At 63.0% G+C, this 14923-nt stretch carries 19 protein-coding genes; all 19 read left to right on the top strand.

Translation table 11 applies throughout. The annotated features are described in order from the left end of the window. Positions 1-30 precede the first annotated feature (30 nt). The 19 genes from JOH52_RS09510 to JOH52_RS09600 all read left to right on the top strand — a co-directional run bounded on the left by JOH52_RS09510 (position 31) and on the right by JOH52_RS09600 (position 14840). Positions 31-1236 (top strand): phage major capsid protein, encoded by a 1206-nt coding sequence (locus tag JOH52_RS09510; RefSeq protein WP_014529293.1) that lies wholly within the window; start codon positions 31-33, stop codon positions 1234-1236. Between the two features lie 61 nt (positions 1237-1297). Beyond that, entirely contained in the window at positions 1298-1510 is a 213-nt protein-coding gene (locus JOH52_RS09515) for a hypothetical protein (RefSeq protein WP_013844694.1), read from the top strand. A 2-nt stretch (positions 1511-1512) separates the two neighbouring features. Further along, complete coding sequence (locus tag JOH52_RS09520) at positions 1513-2094, top strand: head-tail connector protein (protein WP_026030467.1); 582 nt, start codon at positions 1513-1515, stop codon at positions 2092-2094. Continuing rightward, the gene (locus JOH52_RS09525) at positions 2094-2429 is read left to right on the top strand and encodes a head-tail adaptor protein (protein ID WP_017267125.1); all 336 of its coding nucleotides are present in this window, start codon (positions 2094-2096) and stop codon (positions 2427-2429) included. Before JOH52_RS09520 ends, JOH52_RS09525 begins: the two co-directional genes overlap by 1 nt. Next, positions 2429-2905, top strand: a complete 477-nt coding sequence (locus tag JOH52_RS09530; RefSeq protein ID WP_017267124.1) for an HK97-gp10 family putative phage morphogenesis protein — start codon at positions 2429-2431, stop codon at positions 2903-2905. Before JOH52_RS09525 ends, JOH52_RS09530 begins: the two co-directional genes overlap by 1 nt. A gap of 7 nt (positions 2906-2912) precedes the next feature. Next, positions 2913-3296 carry a tail completion protein gp17 gene (gene gp17, locus JOH52_RS09535; RefSeq protein ID WP_017267123.1) on the top strand — a complete coding sequence of 128 codons (384 nt, stop codon included), beginning with the start codon at positions 2913-2915 and terminating at the stop codon, positions 3294-3296. 22 nt (positions 3297-3318) lie between these two features. Continuing rightward, positions 3319-3750 carry a phage tail tube protein gene (locus tag JOH52_RS09540; RefSeq protein WP_013844689.1) on the top strand — a complete coding sequence of 144 codons (432 nt, stop codon included), beginning with the start codon at positions 3319-3321 and terminating at the stop codon, positions 3748-3750. A gap of 2 nt (positions 3751-3752) precedes the next feature. Then, entirely contained in the window at positions 3753-4118 is a 366-nt protein-coding gene (locus tag JOH52_RS09545) for a GTA-gp10 family protein (RefSeq protein WP_013844688.1), read from the top strand. 14 nt (positions 4119-4132) lie between these two features. Then, positions 4133-4447: a hypothetical protein gene (locus JOH52_RS09550; protein WP_017274271.1), complete on the top strand. Its 315-nt coding sequence runs from the start codon at positions 4133-4135 to the stop codon at positions 4445-4447. After that, positions 4413-6347: a phage tail tape measure protein gene (locus JOH52_RS09555; RefSeq protein WP_153530112.1), complete on the top strand. Its 1935-nt coding sequence runs from the start codon at positions 4413-4415 to the stop codon at positions 6345-6347. The genes JOH52_RS09550 and JOH52_RS09555 overlap by 35 nt, the downstream gene beginning before the upstream one ends. Positions 6348-6349: 2 nt before the next feature. Then, a complete protein-coding gene (locus tag JOH52_RS09560; protein ID WP_014529300.1) occupies positions 6350-7030 on the top strand; it encodes a hypothetical protein in 681 nt (226 codons plus the stop codon). After that, on the top strand, positions 7030-7623 hold the full coding sequence (locus JOH52_RS09565) for a hypothetical protein (RefSeq protein WP_014529301.1): 594 nt from the start codon (positions 7030-7032) through the stop codon (positions 7621-7623). Before JOH52_RS09560 ends, JOH52_RS09565 begins: the two co-directional genes overlap by 1 nt. Next, positions 7623-8021, top strand: coding sequence for a DUF6950 family protein (locus JOH52_RS09570; protein ID WP_014529302.1), 399 nt, complete (start codon positions 7623-7625; stop codon positions 8019-8021). The genes JOH52_RS09565 and JOH52_RS09570 overlap by 1 nt, the downstream gene beginning before the upstream one ends. After that, positions 8006-10429 (top strand): phage tail protein, encoded by a 2424-nt coding sequence (locus JOH52_RS09575; protein ID WP_153530230.1) that lies wholly within the window; start codon positions 8006-8008, stop codon positions 10427-10429. The genes JOH52_RS09570 and JOH52_RS09575 overlap by 16 nt, the downstream gene beginning before the upstream one ends. 15 nt (positions 10430-10444) lie before the next feature. Then, on the top strand, positions 10445-10654 hold the full coding sequence (locus JOH52_RS09580) for a phage upper tail fiber protein (RefSeq protein ID WP_013844682.1): 210 nt from the start codon (positions 10445-10447) through the stop codon (positions 10652-10654). A 9-nt stretch (positions 10655-10663) separates the two neighbouring features. Then, positions 10664-11470 carry a hypothetical protein gene (locus JOH52_RS09585; RefSeq protein ID WP_127632538.1) on the top strand — a complete coding sequence of 269 codons (807 nt, stop codon included), beginning with the start codon at positions 10664-10666 and terminating at the stop codon, positions 11468-11470. Next, positions 11467-13686: a right-handed parallel beta-helix repeat-containing protein gene (locus JOH52_RS09590; RefSeq protein WP_127650703.1), complete on the top strand. Its 2220-nt coding sequence runs from the start codon at positions 11467-11469 to the stop codon at positions 13684-13686. The genes JOH52_RS09585 and JOH52_RS09590 overlap by 4 nt, the downstream gene beginning before the upstream one ends. A 21-nt stretch (positions 13687-13707) precedes the next feature. Continuing rightward, positions 13708-14559 (top strand): glycoside hydrolase family 108 protein, encoded by an 852-nt coding sequence (locus tag JOH52_RS09595; RefSeq protein ID WP_127650701.1) that lies wholly within the window; start codon positions 13708-13710, stop codon positions 14557-14559. Next, on the top strand, positions 14556-14840 hold the full coding sequence (locus JOH52_RS09600; RefSeq protein ID WP_088196873.1) for a TrbC/VirB2 family protein: 285 nt from the start codon (positions 14556-14558) through the stop codon (positions 14838-14840). The genes JOH52_RS09595 and JOH52_RS09600 overlap by 4 nt, the downstream gene beginning before the upstream one ends. The last annotated feature ends 83 nt before the right edge of the window (positions 14841-14923 follow it).

Consider the following 14923-nt stretch of genomic DNA (forward strand, 5'->3'; position numbering starts at 1 on the left):
TTTTTCCCCTCACTGCGAAAGGACTCCGCTATGCCGGACCCTGTAGAAAAGACCGCCGAGCAGCTGGCTCTGGAGGTCAAAGCCGAATTCGACAAGACCATAAATCAGGTCAAGGAGATTGCCGAAAAGGCACTCGCCGAGGCCGCCAAGGGCGTCGGCTTGACCGACGATTTGAAGGAAAAGGCCGACGAGTCTCTCCTGAAAATGAACGCCCTGACAGAGCAGGTCGCCGACATCGAGCAAAAGCTCGCGCGCGGCGGCGGCAACAAAAACACCCCTGAAAAGACCATCGGCGAGCAGTTCGTCGAGGACCAGGGCGTTAAGGACTGGGCGCAGTCCAGTCCGAGCAAGGGCAAGGCGGACGTTCGCTTTAAGGCGACGATCACCTCCGCGACGACCGACACGGCGGGCGCCGCCGGGGCCGCCGTCGAGACCACCCGCCTGCCGGGCATTCTTGCCCTACCGCAGCGGCGTTTGACCGTTCGCGGCCTGATTTCGCCGGGTCGCATGGACGGCAATTCGCTGGAATACGTCCGTGAGACGGGATTCACCAATTCGGCGGCGCCCGTCGCGGAAACAGCGGCCAAGCCGGAGTCGGACCTGAAATTCGATCTGGTCACGACCTCGGCGAAGGTCATTGCCCACTGGATGAAGGCGAGCCGTCAGATTCTTGACGACTTCTCGCAGCTTCGTTCGATCATCGACCAGCGGCTCCTGTATGGCCTCGCCTATGTCGAGGAAGGCCAGCTGTTGAACGGTGACGGCACCGGCCAAAACCTGCATGGGATCATCCCGCAGGCCACCGCCTATGCCGCCGCGTTCACGCCCGATGCGCCGACCGCGATCGATACCCTGCGGCTTGCTCAGTTGCAGGCGGCGCTGGCCGAGTATCCGGCCACCGGCCATGTCATGAACCCGACCGATTGGGCGCGGATCGAGTTGGAAAAGGACACGACCGGCCGGTACATCATCGGCAATCCACAGGGCATGATCGGGCCGACTCTTTGGGGCCTGCCGGTCGTCGCCACGCAGGCAATCGCGGTTGACAAGTTCCTGACCGGCGCATTCCGGCTCGGGGCGCAGCTTTTCGACCGCTGGGACGCCCGCGTCGAGGCTGGGTTCGTCAATGACGACTTCATCAAGAACCTCGTCACGATCCTCGCCGAGGAACGCTTGGCGCTGGCCGTTTATCGGCCGGAAGCCTTCATCTATGGCGATCTTGGCTATGTAGCCTGATCGATCAGGGGGCAGCCTTTCGGGGCCGCCCTTTTCCTTGTCTTGAAAGGGAGCAACCACCATGGCCGAGTTCACCGTGAAGCGGCAGCATCTTGGCGACCGTATGTATTTGCCGGGCGATACCCGCCAAGCGGCAGAAAGCGAGGTCGCGCATCTGATCAGGAACGGCGTCCTGCAAAAAGAAAAAGCGCCGAAGCCGGAAAAGGGAAAAGCTGAACCCGGCGCCCCGGCAAACAAGGCCGAAGGCGCCGCCCCGAAGAATAAGGGTGCATGAGCATGCTCATTCCAAAGCATCGCCCGGTTCGCGTCACCCCGCCGGCCGGGCCGCCCGTCGGTCTCGCCGATGTCAAGAAAGCCCTCCATGTCGAGCACAACGAGGACGACGGCCGGCTTCAAGATGAAATTGCGGCAGCTGTTGCACATTATGAAGGGCCTGATGGCATCCTCGGCGGCGTTATCCTTTCCGAGCAAACATGGCGGCAGGATTTCGATCGGGTCGAGCAGAAATTGCTTCTGCCGCTGCGCCCGGTCGGCGATATCGTCACCGTGACTTGGAAGGATGAGGACGGCGCGGAGTCGACCATCGGCGACACCAATTATGCGCTCCTAACCGACGCCGCCGGCCGGTCTTATCTCCGCTTCCACGACTCCTATGAATTGCCGAACTATCTTTATGAGGTCGCGGGAGCGTCGATCGAATTCGCCACCGGCTATGAGACCGTCCCGGCTGACATCAAGACCGCCGTCATCGTCCGCGTGCAATTGCAATATGACGAGGCCGCATCGAACAACGGCCAGAACCTTGAACGGATAGAGGCAAACCTCATCCGCAAATATCGCCGGCCGGGGATCGCCTGATGACTATCGCGGCCGGCGATCTGCGCGAAAAGATCACCGTCGAGCGCGCCAGCTATATCAACAATGAATTCAACGAGCCGGTTGAGACGTGGGCGCCCTATATCAGCCGCCGCGCCCGGCGCGAGGATTCCGGGTCGGGCGAGAAAGAGGCGGCCGGGCAAGTCGGCGCCTTTCTGATGGCGCGTTTTGCGATCCGCCGCGACGCGCTTGTCGATGGCATCAAGCCCACCGATCGCATCTCCTATGACGGCGCGCATTGGAACATCAAAGAGATGAAGCAACTCCGCGACAATACGCGCTTCCTCGAAATCACCGCCGTAAAGGATTTGGGTTGATGGCTGGCTTTCGGGTCTCGATCGAAGGGTTGAAGCAGCTGGACCAAGCCCTGGCCGAATTGCCGAAAGCCACCGGCAAGGCGGTTCTGCGCCGAACGCTGATAAAGGCCGGCGAGCCGCTGGCCGATGATATGCGCGCCAAGGCGCCCGACGATCCGCAAACCGGCGGCAACGATCTGCGAAGCTCCATAGGCGTCGGAACAAAGCTGTCCAAGCGGCAGGCGAAACTGCACCGCAAGGAATTCAAGAACGATAAGGCGAGCGCCGAGGTTTTCGTCGGCGCCGGGCCGGTGCCGCACGCGCATCTGCAAGAATTCGGCACCTCGCGCCATGGGCCGCAGCCTTTTGCGCGCCCGGCTTGGGATGCCGGCAAAAATCAGGTCCTCGATACCATCAAGGACGAACTCGCCGTCCAGATCACCAAGGCGGCGCAGCGGCTTGCGCGCAAGGCGGCAAGGCTGGCGGCAAAGGGCTAAATCCGAAATGGAAGAAGCGATTACGGCGCTCCTGTCCGGCGTGGCAGGCGGGCGGCGGTTCTGGACGCGCGCGCCCCAAAAGCAGGCGGACGGCTCGGCCATGCCGCGCCCCTATGTCGTGCTTTTCCGCATCGATGGCGTGCCCTCCTACCACTATCAGGGCCGCGACCTGATCTCATCGCGCATTCAGGCGAATTGCTACAGCGACACTTTCACGTCCGCAAAGCAGACGGCCCGCGCCCTGATCGCCGCCGTAGAGGGCCATAGCGCCGGGATCATTCAGGGAATCTTCATCGAGGACGCCGGCCGCGATGTGACCGCCTCCGACCCCGGCGAGGTCACGCCGCTGTTCGCGATCGCCGTGGAATTCACGGTCATTCACTCCGCCTAACCCACCCCCAAGGAGCGCCGTCATGGTTACTGCCGCTGCAATCGGCTGGTCCACCACCTATGAGATTTGGGATGCCAGCCTAACCACTCCCGCCTTCGCGTTTGTCGCGGAGGTCAATTCCGTCACGCCCGGCGCCGCCGAGGTCGATCGCATCGACGCCACGCATATGCAAAGCCCGAACCGGCGCCGCGAATATATCGCCGGCCTGATCGACAACGGCGAGGCATCTTTCGAGATGAATTTCGTACCCGGCAGCGCAAGTGACGTGCTGATCAGGGGCCTCCTCGATAGCGGCGCCTCGGTCCAGCACCGCATCACTTTCCCGAATGGCCACCGCGTCACCTATAACGCGGTCATCACCGGCTACGAGAAAGAAATCCCGGTCGATGACAAGATGACCGCGACCGTGACCGTGGCGGTATCCGGGGCCGAAACTTGGGATGAGGCACCCTGATCATGGCAAATCCACACCGTGGCTCCGTCGCGTTCAACGTCGGCGACCGGGCCTATACCCTATCGTTCTCGATCAACGCGATTTGCGAGCTTGAGGAGCTTCTCGGCCAGCCGGTCCCGCAGATCGCCGCCACCCTCAACAAGCCCGAGGACATCCGCATGACGACCGTCCGCGCGCTGATCTGGGCGGCGCTGCGCGACTATCATGAGGAAGTCGATCTGAAAGAGGCGGGCGCCATCGCCAGCGAGGCCGGCATGCCGGCGGTTATGGAGGCGATTGGCCGCGCCTTTCAGCTTGCCTTCCCGGAGGCGGCGGACAACGCAAACCCTCGGAAAGCCCCGGCGCGGAAACCGGGGCGGGCGGCCTGAATCCGGTCGATCTGTTGCGGACATGGGTCGAAAGCGGTCAGGACCCCGCGCGGTTCTGGCGGCTTACCGTCCGGGAAATCACCGTCATCCTTGAGGGCTGCGCTAATCGCCTGAAACGCCAGCATAACGAGCGGGCGTGGCTGGCTTGGCATATCGAGGCGCTCGCCCGCCAGACCCGACTCCCGAAACTGAAAACGCTTCTCCACGGCGCGCCCGCCGGCAAGCGCCGCATGTCGCCCGAGGAAATCGAGGCGGTGGCGCGCACGTGGCTCGCCTCAAGGCAGAGGAAAAATCATGACATCAGCGGTCATCGGCGCCCTCCGGGTTAACCTCGGACTCGATAGCGCCGCCTTTCAGGATGGATTGAAAAAGGCGCAGTCCGGGCTGTCGCGCTTCGGCTCGATGGCAAAGACTGGGCTCATAGCTGGCGCCGCAGCAGCCGCCGCCGGCTTGGCCGCTTTCGGCGTCTCGGTAAAGGGCGCGATCGACGCCGCCGACGACATGTCGAAAATGGCTCAGAAGATCGGCATTCCGATTGAGGAGCTATCGCGGCTGAAATATGTCGCCGATCTGTCGGGCGTCTCAATGCAGACGCTTGCCACCGGGGTCCGCAAACTCTCCGTCAATATGACCGACGCGCTGGCCAAGCCCACCAGCGAGGTGGCGGCGGCCTTCCAGAAGCTCGGTATTGAATTGACCAACGCTGATGGCTCGATGCGGTCGTCGCAAGATGTCCTCGTCCAGCTGTCCGACAAATTCGCGGCCATGCCGGATGGCGCGGAAAAAACCGCGCTGGCGATGAAGCTCCTCGGTAAATCCGGCGCCGAAATGATTCCGCTGCTGAATGGCGGCTCGGCGGCCTTGAGCCAGATGATGGCCGAGGCCGATTCCTTCGGGCAGGTTTTCTCGAAGGAAATGGGCGCAAATGCCGAGGCCTTCAATGACAATATTTCGCGGCTGACCGGCGTCATCGGCAATCTCGCCGCGCGGGTGGCGACCCAACTCCTGCCGCATATGGTCGCCTTCTCCGAATGGCTCGTCCAGAACGCCCCGGCAATCGCCAACTTCGCCGTCAAGATGGTGGAATTCGGCGCGGGCGTCGCTGAACTCGGGATGGCAATCGGAAAGCTCGGGCAGGACATTACTGCGCTGGTGACGGGCGCGTGGGCGGAATTCGAGGCGGCTTGGAACCGCATCATCGAGAAGCGCAATCAGCTTGTCGCCGCGATGCAGTCGTTCGGGCAGGAGGTCATTGCGGCCTTCATGGCGCTGCCCGCGCGCATGGCGGAAGTCGGCGGGCAGATCATTGATGGGCTCTGGAATGCCATCAAAGCACGGTGGGAGGTGGTCAAGGCCGGCCTCGCCGCGTTCGGGCACGAAATCGTCGCCGCCTTCAAAGCGATCCCCGGCCAAATGGCCGCGATCGGCACAGATATTATTGATGGCCTCTATAGCGGCATTCAGCAAAGGTGGAACGCCGTCAAAGGCGGCCTTTCCTCGATCGGCCATGGCGTCATCAATTTCATCAAAAACCCGCTCCAGACGCACTCGCCGTCGCGCGTCATGCATGAAATCGGCGGCTACGTCATTCAGGGCCTCGCCAATGGCATCATGGCCAACCAGCCTTTGGCATTGAGCGCCGCGCAAGAATCCGCCGGGGCGATCACAGGCGCCTTCAATGGCGTGCAGCAGATCGGCGGCACGATTTCCGGGATGCTTACCAGCGCGTTCCAGGGCCTTATAGACGGCTCCAAAAAGGTCAAGGACGTTCTGAAAGACCTTCTCGGCCAGCTGGCGCAAATGCTGGTGAACCAAGCGTTCCAAACGCTGTTCGGCGGCGGCGGTGGTGGGAGCGATCCATGGGCCGGCCTCCGCTCCGTACGCGGCGGCGGTGGTGGTGGAATCTTTGGCTTGATCGGCAGTCTGTTCGGCTTTGCCAATGGCGGCTCGTTCAAAGTCGGCGGGGCCGGCGGCGCCGATAGCCAGATTGTCGCCTTCCGCGCCTCGCCGAATGAGCGCGTCAGCGTCACCAAGCCGGGGCAGGAGACGCGGCACGGTGCCCCGGTCGCGGTCCAGGTCGGCGTGACTGTCGATGATGACGGCAGAATTCGCGCCTATGTGACCGACATGGGCTCCAAGGCGGCGCAGACGGGCGCGGCAATGGCCGTGCGGCAAGTCAAGTCCAGCATGCCGCACCTGATCGCCAACGCGCAATCGCGGTCAATGTGATCATGACGCTACGTTGGCCGCTCGATATCTTGCCGCCGCGCGAGATTGTCGCCGATATCGCCCCGCGATCCATGGCCGCCCCGGCCGCCGTGTCCGGGGTCCAGCAAGTCGTCGCGTCCGACGCTGGCCTCTGGAAAGTCGCCTTCGGCGGCATCCCGGTTGTCAATGGCAATGCGGTGCTGACGTGGCGGGCGATCGCGGCCACGCTTGAGGGCCGTATCCAGCCGATCCTCGTCCCGCTTTCGCACTGGTATCAGCCGGAGCCGCCCAATGCCGAGGCGCTCGGTCTCTGGAACCCGGTGGCGCATTCCGACAATACCCGCTTTACCGATGGCACCGGCTATCAGGGCTCGGTCAATGACGTGCGCCTTCTCTCGGCCGTCGCATCGCGCGCGGTCTCGGCGACGTTCAATGTCGTTGCGGCCGGCGCCAAGATGCAGCCCGGCCAAATCTTCTCCCTCGGCGAGCGGCTTTATCGGCTGCGCACCGTCACTTGGACATCGGCCACAGTCGCGGCGGTGACATTCCGGCCGCCGGCCCGCGAGGCCGCCGCAGCCAGCCAGCGGGTGGAGCTTGATGATCCAGTGTGCCGGATGCGCCTTGCCTCCGATGCCGAAATGGACCTGCCGCTGGATTATGGCCGCTGGTCCTTCCCCACCGTCAATTTCATCGAGGATGTTTGATGTCGTCGTTTTTCAGTGCCGACCAGATCGAGGCAATGAGCGGCGCCGTTGTGCGCTGCGACTTGCTGGTCGAGATGGCGTTCCGATCGGAAACTATTCGCGTCTGGAATGGCAATACCGAGCTTATGGCCGGCGGCAGGAAATGGCTCCCGATGTATGGCTATGGCATCGTGGACGGCCTTTCCATGCCAACGTCGGCCGTCTCCGAATCCATCACGCTACAGCTGAACGGCCTGCCAAATCAGGCGGCCGATTTCCTGAAAGTCGCGATTGATGAAACGCCCGAGGTCGATCAGCAGACCGTCACCGTTTTCATCCAGCTATTCAACGAGGATTGGCAACCGTTCGGGGTCCCGGCGCCGATCTGGTGGGGCTACATGCAGCCGCCCCGCATTTCCCGGACCCAAGTCCGCGACCTTGAAGGCGCGGTTCAGACAATCACGCTGACGGCCGAGAATGCTTTCTTCGGTCGATCGCGCCCGCCCTTCGGCCGCTACACGGATCGCGACCAGCAGAACCGCTCGCCTGGCGACCGCTTTTTCCAGTTCACGGCCAGCCTCGTCTACAAATCATTCCGCTACCCGGATTACTGATGACGGTTGATGAATTCATCACGGCCGAGCTTTCCCGGCCGTTTTCATGGGGCAAGAGCGATTGCGCCGCCATGGCCGATCGCTGGGTGCAGGCCGTCGCCGGCTTTTCCCCTATGGACCTTTTCGGCCGCCGCCACCGCGACGAGGCCGAGGCTCTGGAATGGCTGCGCGAGCCCGGCAGCATTGCCGTGGCCGTCAATCGCGTGATGCGCGCCGCTGGCTTCAAGAAAACCGCCGAGCCAAGGATTGGCGACGTGGGGCTCGTCTTCCATGAGGGCCGGCTTTGCGTGGCGATCCTCGCGGGGTCGGTATGGATTTGCCGCGATGAGTCCGGCCTGATCGGCGTCGCACCGGCCGCGCTTTGGAAGGCGTGGAGGATCGAATGCCTGCGGCGGTAGTGGGCATCATTGGGGCGATCGGCGCCGCCGTATCCGGGATCGCCTCCACCGTCGCCGGATTGTTCGGGGCGATCGGCTCCACCGCGATCGGCACCGCCTTGCTGAAACTCGGCCTGTCCATCGGCCTGTCCTATCTGGTCAGCGCGTTCAACAGGCCGAAGCAACCCAAGCCCGAGGACGTGCAGCAATCGTTCCGGCAGGCGACGGCGCCGAGGGTCCGCCATTACGGCCGGGCGAAAGCCTCCGGGACATGGGTCTTTGCCGAGGCCAAGGGCGGGCATTTCTACAAGGTCCTCGCGATCGGGCAGGGGGAAATTGATGCGATTGAGGAATACTGGATTGATGATAAGCAGGTCACGCCCGATGCCGTGACCGGCAAGACCGGGACGAATGTTCGGCTCCGCGCGCGCCTCGGCAAAACCACCGAGACCTATTACGACGAGCTTGCCGCCGTCTTCCCGGATAGCTGGACGGCCGAGCATCGCGGCGACGGCGTGGCGTCGGTTTTCGTGACGCAATACGCGGTCGAGCAAAAAAACTACCTGCGCAATTTCCCGAACGGCATCAACACCACCGTCCGCCTCGTCTTCCGGGGCGCCAAGGTCAAAAATCCGATTACCGGCGCGACCGCATGGAGCGACAACGCCGCTGCGGTGATCCGGGATTACATGACGCATCAGGATGGCATGCGCCTCCCGGAGAAATTCGTCGCCACCGCCAAGGCCCACGCGGGCTGGCGCACGGCTTTTACGCGGGCGGCGGAAACGGTCCCGCTCAAGGGCGGATTGTCCGAGCCGCGCTATCGCCTTTGGGGCTCCTACCAGATGGACGAGCGGCCGGCCGACGTGCTGAGCCGCATGCTGGCCGCCTGCGATGGCCGGTTGGTGCCGACTGCTGACGGCGGGCTGACGCTGGATATCGGAACGTGGGCCGAGCCGGCGGTGGTCCTCGATAACGACTCAATCACCGGCTTTTCCGAGCTTGGCCGTGGCCGCGATATCCTGACGACCGCAAACACCGTCCGCGCCACGTTTCTTGATCCGTCGCAGGATTATCAGGCGGCCGACGCCGATCCGTGGGTCGATGCCGAGGACGTATCCCTTCGGGGCGAGATCGAGCAGGACATTCAGCTGAATATGGCGCCAAGCCACAGCCAAGCGCGGCGGCTGATGAAATTGGCGGCGTGGCGGGCGAATCCCGCATGGATTGCCACCTTCCAATGTAACCTGCGCGGCCTCGCCGCCTTCGGCGAACGCTTCGTCCGGATCGATTATCCGTTGCTCGGCATCAACTCCGTTTTCGAAGTGGACGATTTCCGCTTTGTCATCGATGAGGGCGGGCTTCTGGTCGGCGTGACCATTCAGGTGCACTCGATGCCGGCCACCGCCTATTCATGGGACCCGGATCAGGAACAGGGCGACGCGCCGGTATCTGAGAATTCCGAGACCGACGACGAAATCCCGGTGCCCGACCCGCCGACAGTGACCTTCGTCGGCATGGCCGCCGAGCTTTCCTTTGAGCCGTCGCCGTCGCCGATCCTCAATATTGAGGCGCGCTGGAAGCGGACAAACCAGAGCACGTGGACGGAGTCCGGCGTGCTGGCCAATGCCGCGTCCACCTTCACGACCCCGGCGCTAACAGAGAACGTCGAATATGAATTCCAGCTTCGCTATGTGACCGAGCGCGGCTTGGAGGGCAATTGGTCGGTGAGTGCGCTCGGCACGCCAAGCGGCGATCCGGCGGCGCTCGACTCCTTCACAGCGGTCGGCGGGTTGGGCCGCGCCACGCTCAATTTCGATACCGCGACCGTGGACGGCAATCTCAACACCATTGCCATCTACCGCGTGCCATTCGGCCAAGCGCTGAACAAGACGACGCATTTCCTTACCCGGATTTCGGCCGCTCCGAACGATACGATATCGCTGACCGATGGCGACGCGACACCCGTCAATCTGCTCACCAATCCGGGATTTTCGAGCGACGTGGGCTGGACGACGACCGCCGGGTGGGCAATCGCCAACGGCAAGGCATCGCACGCGCTCGGCGTCTATGGCGGCATTTCTCAGGCGGTCACGCTGGCGGCGGGCACTGTCTATCGCATCGCATATACCATCCTCGATTACGACGCCGGGGCGCTCCAAACGCGCCTGACCGGCGGCACCCCCGTTGATGGCGAGTGGATTTGGGGCAATGAGCGGAAATTGCTCAAGCTGACCGCCGCCAGCGGAAACACCACGTTCCAGGTGGACGCATCGACCGACTTCGGCGGCTCGATCGATGACGCCGTGATCTTCGCGGAAACCGGCACATGCGCGCCGCAGGGCGTGTGGAATTACTACGCGATCCCCGAAAACGCGGCGCTGGTCGAGGGGCCGGCATCCGGCCCGGTGACCGCAACAATCATCTGATAAGGGAGAAATCGAATGGCTACGGCAAACGAAATCTGGCGCGATTTCAATGTGGACGGCGTTCCGTCTTCCGGTCCCTATGATCCCGAAAAATCGCAAATCCGGCAGTGGGGCATGGAGCGGGTGGGGTCCACCGCCGTCTCCACGATCGTCAAGCTGACGCAGGCGCAATACAATGCGCTCGGCACCAAGGACGCCAACACGCTCTACATCATCGTCGGTTAGGCCCACTCCATGTATGTCGGAACCGGCAAGGTCGCCGCCCTCCACGTGGGCAGCGATCTGATCAGCCGCGCCTATCTTGGCGATGAGATTGTTTATCCGCCGGGCTCCTATCCGCTCGGGTCCCTCTCGACCTTGGCATGGTGGCGCGCCGATGATGCCTCGTCGCTGACGCTTGTCGGCGGCAAGGTTTCGCAATGGCGCGATGTGATCGCCGGCCATGCCATGGCGCAAGGCACTGATGCTCGCCGGCCGGTCTATTCGGCTACCAGTTTTGCCGCATCGCCAGGCGTCACGTTCTCATCCTCCGGGCAAACCTATCTATCGATGAGCACCTCGCCGTGGCCGGTCGAGGGCGATGAAGGCGCGGTGTTGATCGTCTGCGATCAGCTTTCGCCCGCCAGCGCGACCGTGCCGAAGACTCTCTTTTCCTATGGCAACACCGCTTTCACGCAACGCAAGGTCCAGCGCCTTGTCGTAGCGGGCGTCAATCGCGCGGCGGCGGATATCGGCAACACCTTTTCGACTTATCCGATCTATGAGGGCACACAGAACTTTTCCGGCATCCATGCCGTCACCGCCTTTTTCGGCGATGTGAATACGACCGTGGCGATCGAGGACGAGTTTGCCGGCGTCAACACGCTGGCTTTGCGCACCGAGGCCGGGCGGACCCGGATCGGCGCCGATGCCTTGGCGGCGCCCACCCAATATTGCGACTGCATTATTCGAGATGTGGTCATCGTCGATACCACCACCATGAAGCCCGGCGAGTTTGACCGCTTCATCAATTGGGCGAGCGGCAGGAGGAATCCGGTGTGATCAACCTTGGCAGCGCTGAGATCGCCGATCTCCGGGTCGGCGCCAGTCAGGTCGCCCGCGTCTATCTCGGCGAAGACATTATCTGGCAACCGAACTTCGACTCGCTGCCTGCCGCGATCTACTTCTCGGCCGCCGGCAATGATGATACCGGCGCCGGGACGCAGGCCAGCCCTTTTAAGACGCTCAAGATGGCAAACGCCGTCGCGAGGGCCGGCAAGACGCTCTATTTCCGGGGCCGCGACACCTTCACCGGAACGCTGCTTGCTCGGCCCGGCTGCGTCTACAATTCCTATGGCACCGGTAAAGCCACGATCAGCTCGGGCAATTCCGAGGCGGTCCTGCTGGACAATGCGGATTTCGCCGAGGTCCGCCGGCTGATCGCGCAAGGCTCAGGCACGACCGTCAACGGCACGCACGGCATCCGGGCAATCAATAGCCACGCCGAGGCCATTCAGGTCGATGACGTGGTGATCGATAGTTGCGAGGTGCGCGGCTATGGCCGCAACGGCATTTTCGCGACGGTCGCCAATTATCCGTCCGGGCTTACCGGACTCCAGATCACCACCAATATCGTTGAGGATTGCACCCAAAACGACGAGCGCGGTCATACCGGCGGCATCATCGTCGCGGCCGAGGAGGCGGACTTTTGGGGGCTGGCGACCTATCCCGCATCGCACCGGGATGTCGTCGTCAGCGGCAATACCGTCCGCCGCTGCAAGGGCAAGCGGGACGCGCCCAATCACGTCGGGTCCGGGATCATCGTCGCGCAGACTGAGGGCGGGCTGGTCGAGAACAATCTCGCCGAGGACTGCGGCGAAAACTCCACCAACCAAGCCGGCCCGGTCGGCATATGGGCGTGGGATGCGATCGGCGTCGTGATCCGCAAGAACACGGTGCTGCGGCAGCGCTCGGCGCGGTCGGATGGCGGCGGCTTTGATCTGGACGGCGGCTGCAAGGATTGCGTCCTCGAATACAATTTCTCGATGGGATGCACCGGCCCCGGCATCATCATTTTCTCGTTCGACGATACCGCCTATCCGGCAAACAAGCTCCTCGATTATTCCAACAACGTCGCCCGCTATAATCTGTCGGTACGCGATGGCCAGACCGTCCGCTCGGAATTCGGAATGTTCATCGGCACCATGCGGCCGGTCGCCTCGGACTTTCAGAACATCCGCGTCTACAACAACACCATCGTTGTCGATACGGTTGGTGCGTTCTCGCCGACATGCCTTTCAATCCAGACGTTCGGCGGCGTCGATTTCAGCCATGCGACCGGCGTCATCGCCAACAATATCTTTCTCCAGAAAGGCGCCGGGCTGCTGTGCGACGTGCGGACGACCGCAATGCAAATCCACGGCAATTGCTTCCACTCCGTCCAGGGCACCGCGATGCGGGCGTTCGGCTTCGATTGGGAGACCGTCGATCAATGGATTTCGGCCTCGGGCAATAAGGAATTTCTGCACGGCACCCACACCATCTTTGTCGATAACCCGCAGCTGGTGAATGATTCCGGGACCAATCCCGAGGATTTCCGGCCGGCCGATGACTCGCCGCTCTATGGCGTCGGAATGGATATCAACGCGGAGTTCGGCATTGCGCGCCCGACCGAGGATTTCCTCGGCAACGCGCTTCCGGCGACGCAGGTATTCTTTACGCCCGGCGCTATGGAGCCGGCCACGCCGCTGCCGAATTTGCTGACATCGCCGAATGTCCTAAACACCGGATGGGAGCTTAACGACATCGATTTGATTTCCGGCCTGCCCGGCATGTTCGGCGGCACATCGGCGCAGAACATAAGGGTGGATGCCGAGGGCGCGGCGGTCGGCCAGCTGCGCACCTTCACGGCCGGGACCGAGAAGATTTTCCGGCGTGGCGGTTTCGTCAAACCCGCCGCCGATGTGATCGCGGCCGTGATCGGCAATCGGCGGCCGGACGAGGCGGATTATTGGTGGACATGGTTCGATATCGTCGCGGGCGAACTGGACGATGCCGACGCATGGGGTGCCTATCTGGACTCCGTCCCGCGCTTCCGCATGCAAAAGCGGCCGAACGGCTTCTGGCTGATCATGCACGAAATGAAGGTCCCGAGCACATGGACGCAGGACAAGTTTTGGGCGCAGCCCTCGGCGCCGCATCCGGTGCGGGGCGGCATCAATGACGTTCTCGGCCGGGGGCTGATCCACGACGGGTTCTTTGAGTTCCGCGTCGGCTAAATCCAATCGATCGGAGAAATCATGGCGACCAGCAGCTTCAAAGCGGCGCTGGCGCGGGTGCTCGTCCATGAGGGCGGGTATGTAAATCATCCGCGCGACCCCGGCGGCGCCACCAATCAGGGCATTATCCAGCGGACATATGATGCCTATCGGCGCAGCAAGAAATTGCAGCCGCGCTCGGTCCAGAAGCTAACCGCGCCCGAGCGCGACGCGATCTATCGGCGCCAGTATTGGGACGCGATCAAGGGCGACAAGTTGCCGGCGGGCGTCGATTATGTCGTGTTCGACGGGGCGGTAAACTGCGGCCCGAAGCAATCCATCAAATGGCTACAGCGGGCGCTCGGCTCGGCCTATCGTGGCCAGATCGACGGCGTGATCGGGCTGGCCACCTTCGCCGCGCTTGGGGCCGTCGAGGATCACGACGCGCTGATAGATCGGATTTGCGACCGCCGGATGATCTACCTCCGCGCGCTCGATACATGGCCGGACTTTGCCGGCGGCTGGACCCGGCGCGTTCAGAACGTGCGGGCGATCGGCAAGGCCGAGGCAACCGGGGCCGAGGAAGTCGCCGCCGTCCATATCGCCGGGGCCGAAACAAAGGCGCCAATCGAGGACGCCCGCAAGGCGCCGTCGCCAGCACCCGCCGATGCGGCGACCGGCGGCGGGATCGGGGCGGGCGGCATCGCCGGCACGTTGCAAACCCTTCAGGATCAGCTGACGCCGTTCAGTTCGGCCGGCGATTGGATCACCACGACGGTCGCCGTGCTCGCCATCGGCGGCGCCATGCTCGCGGCGGGCGGGATCGCATATCGCTATTACGCGAAGCGGCGGGCGGCAAAGCTGGCCGACGCCCTTGATGCGGTGCCGGCATGATCGCGCTGCTTACCGGACCCTGGGGGAAATGGATCGGGGTCGCGGCGATCGCCGTCGCGCTGTTCGGCGTCGGCTATTGGAAAGGCCGCGCCGATATCCGCGCCGATCAGCTGAAAGATACCATCCGCGCAATCGAGAAAAGGGAGCGGATTGATGAACGGATTCAAGGCTTGGACGGCATCGCTCTTTGCAATGAGCTTCTTGGCGGCGGGGTGCACGACGAATGCCAGCAATTGCGCGGGGTGGAGGAAGATACCCGTCACCCCGGCCGGCGCCGTTAAGCTGGCCAGCGATCCCGATCTAGTTCCAACCGGCCAAGGCGTTGCCAGCACCAACGCTTTCGGGCGCGCGCAGAAGTGCTGGA

It is taken from the genome of Sinorhizobium meliloti (assembly GCF_017876815.1).
GTDB classification, from domain to species: Bacteria; Pseudomonadota; Alphaproteobacteria; order Rhizobiales; family Rhizobiaceae; genus Sinorhizobium; species Sinorhizobium meliloti.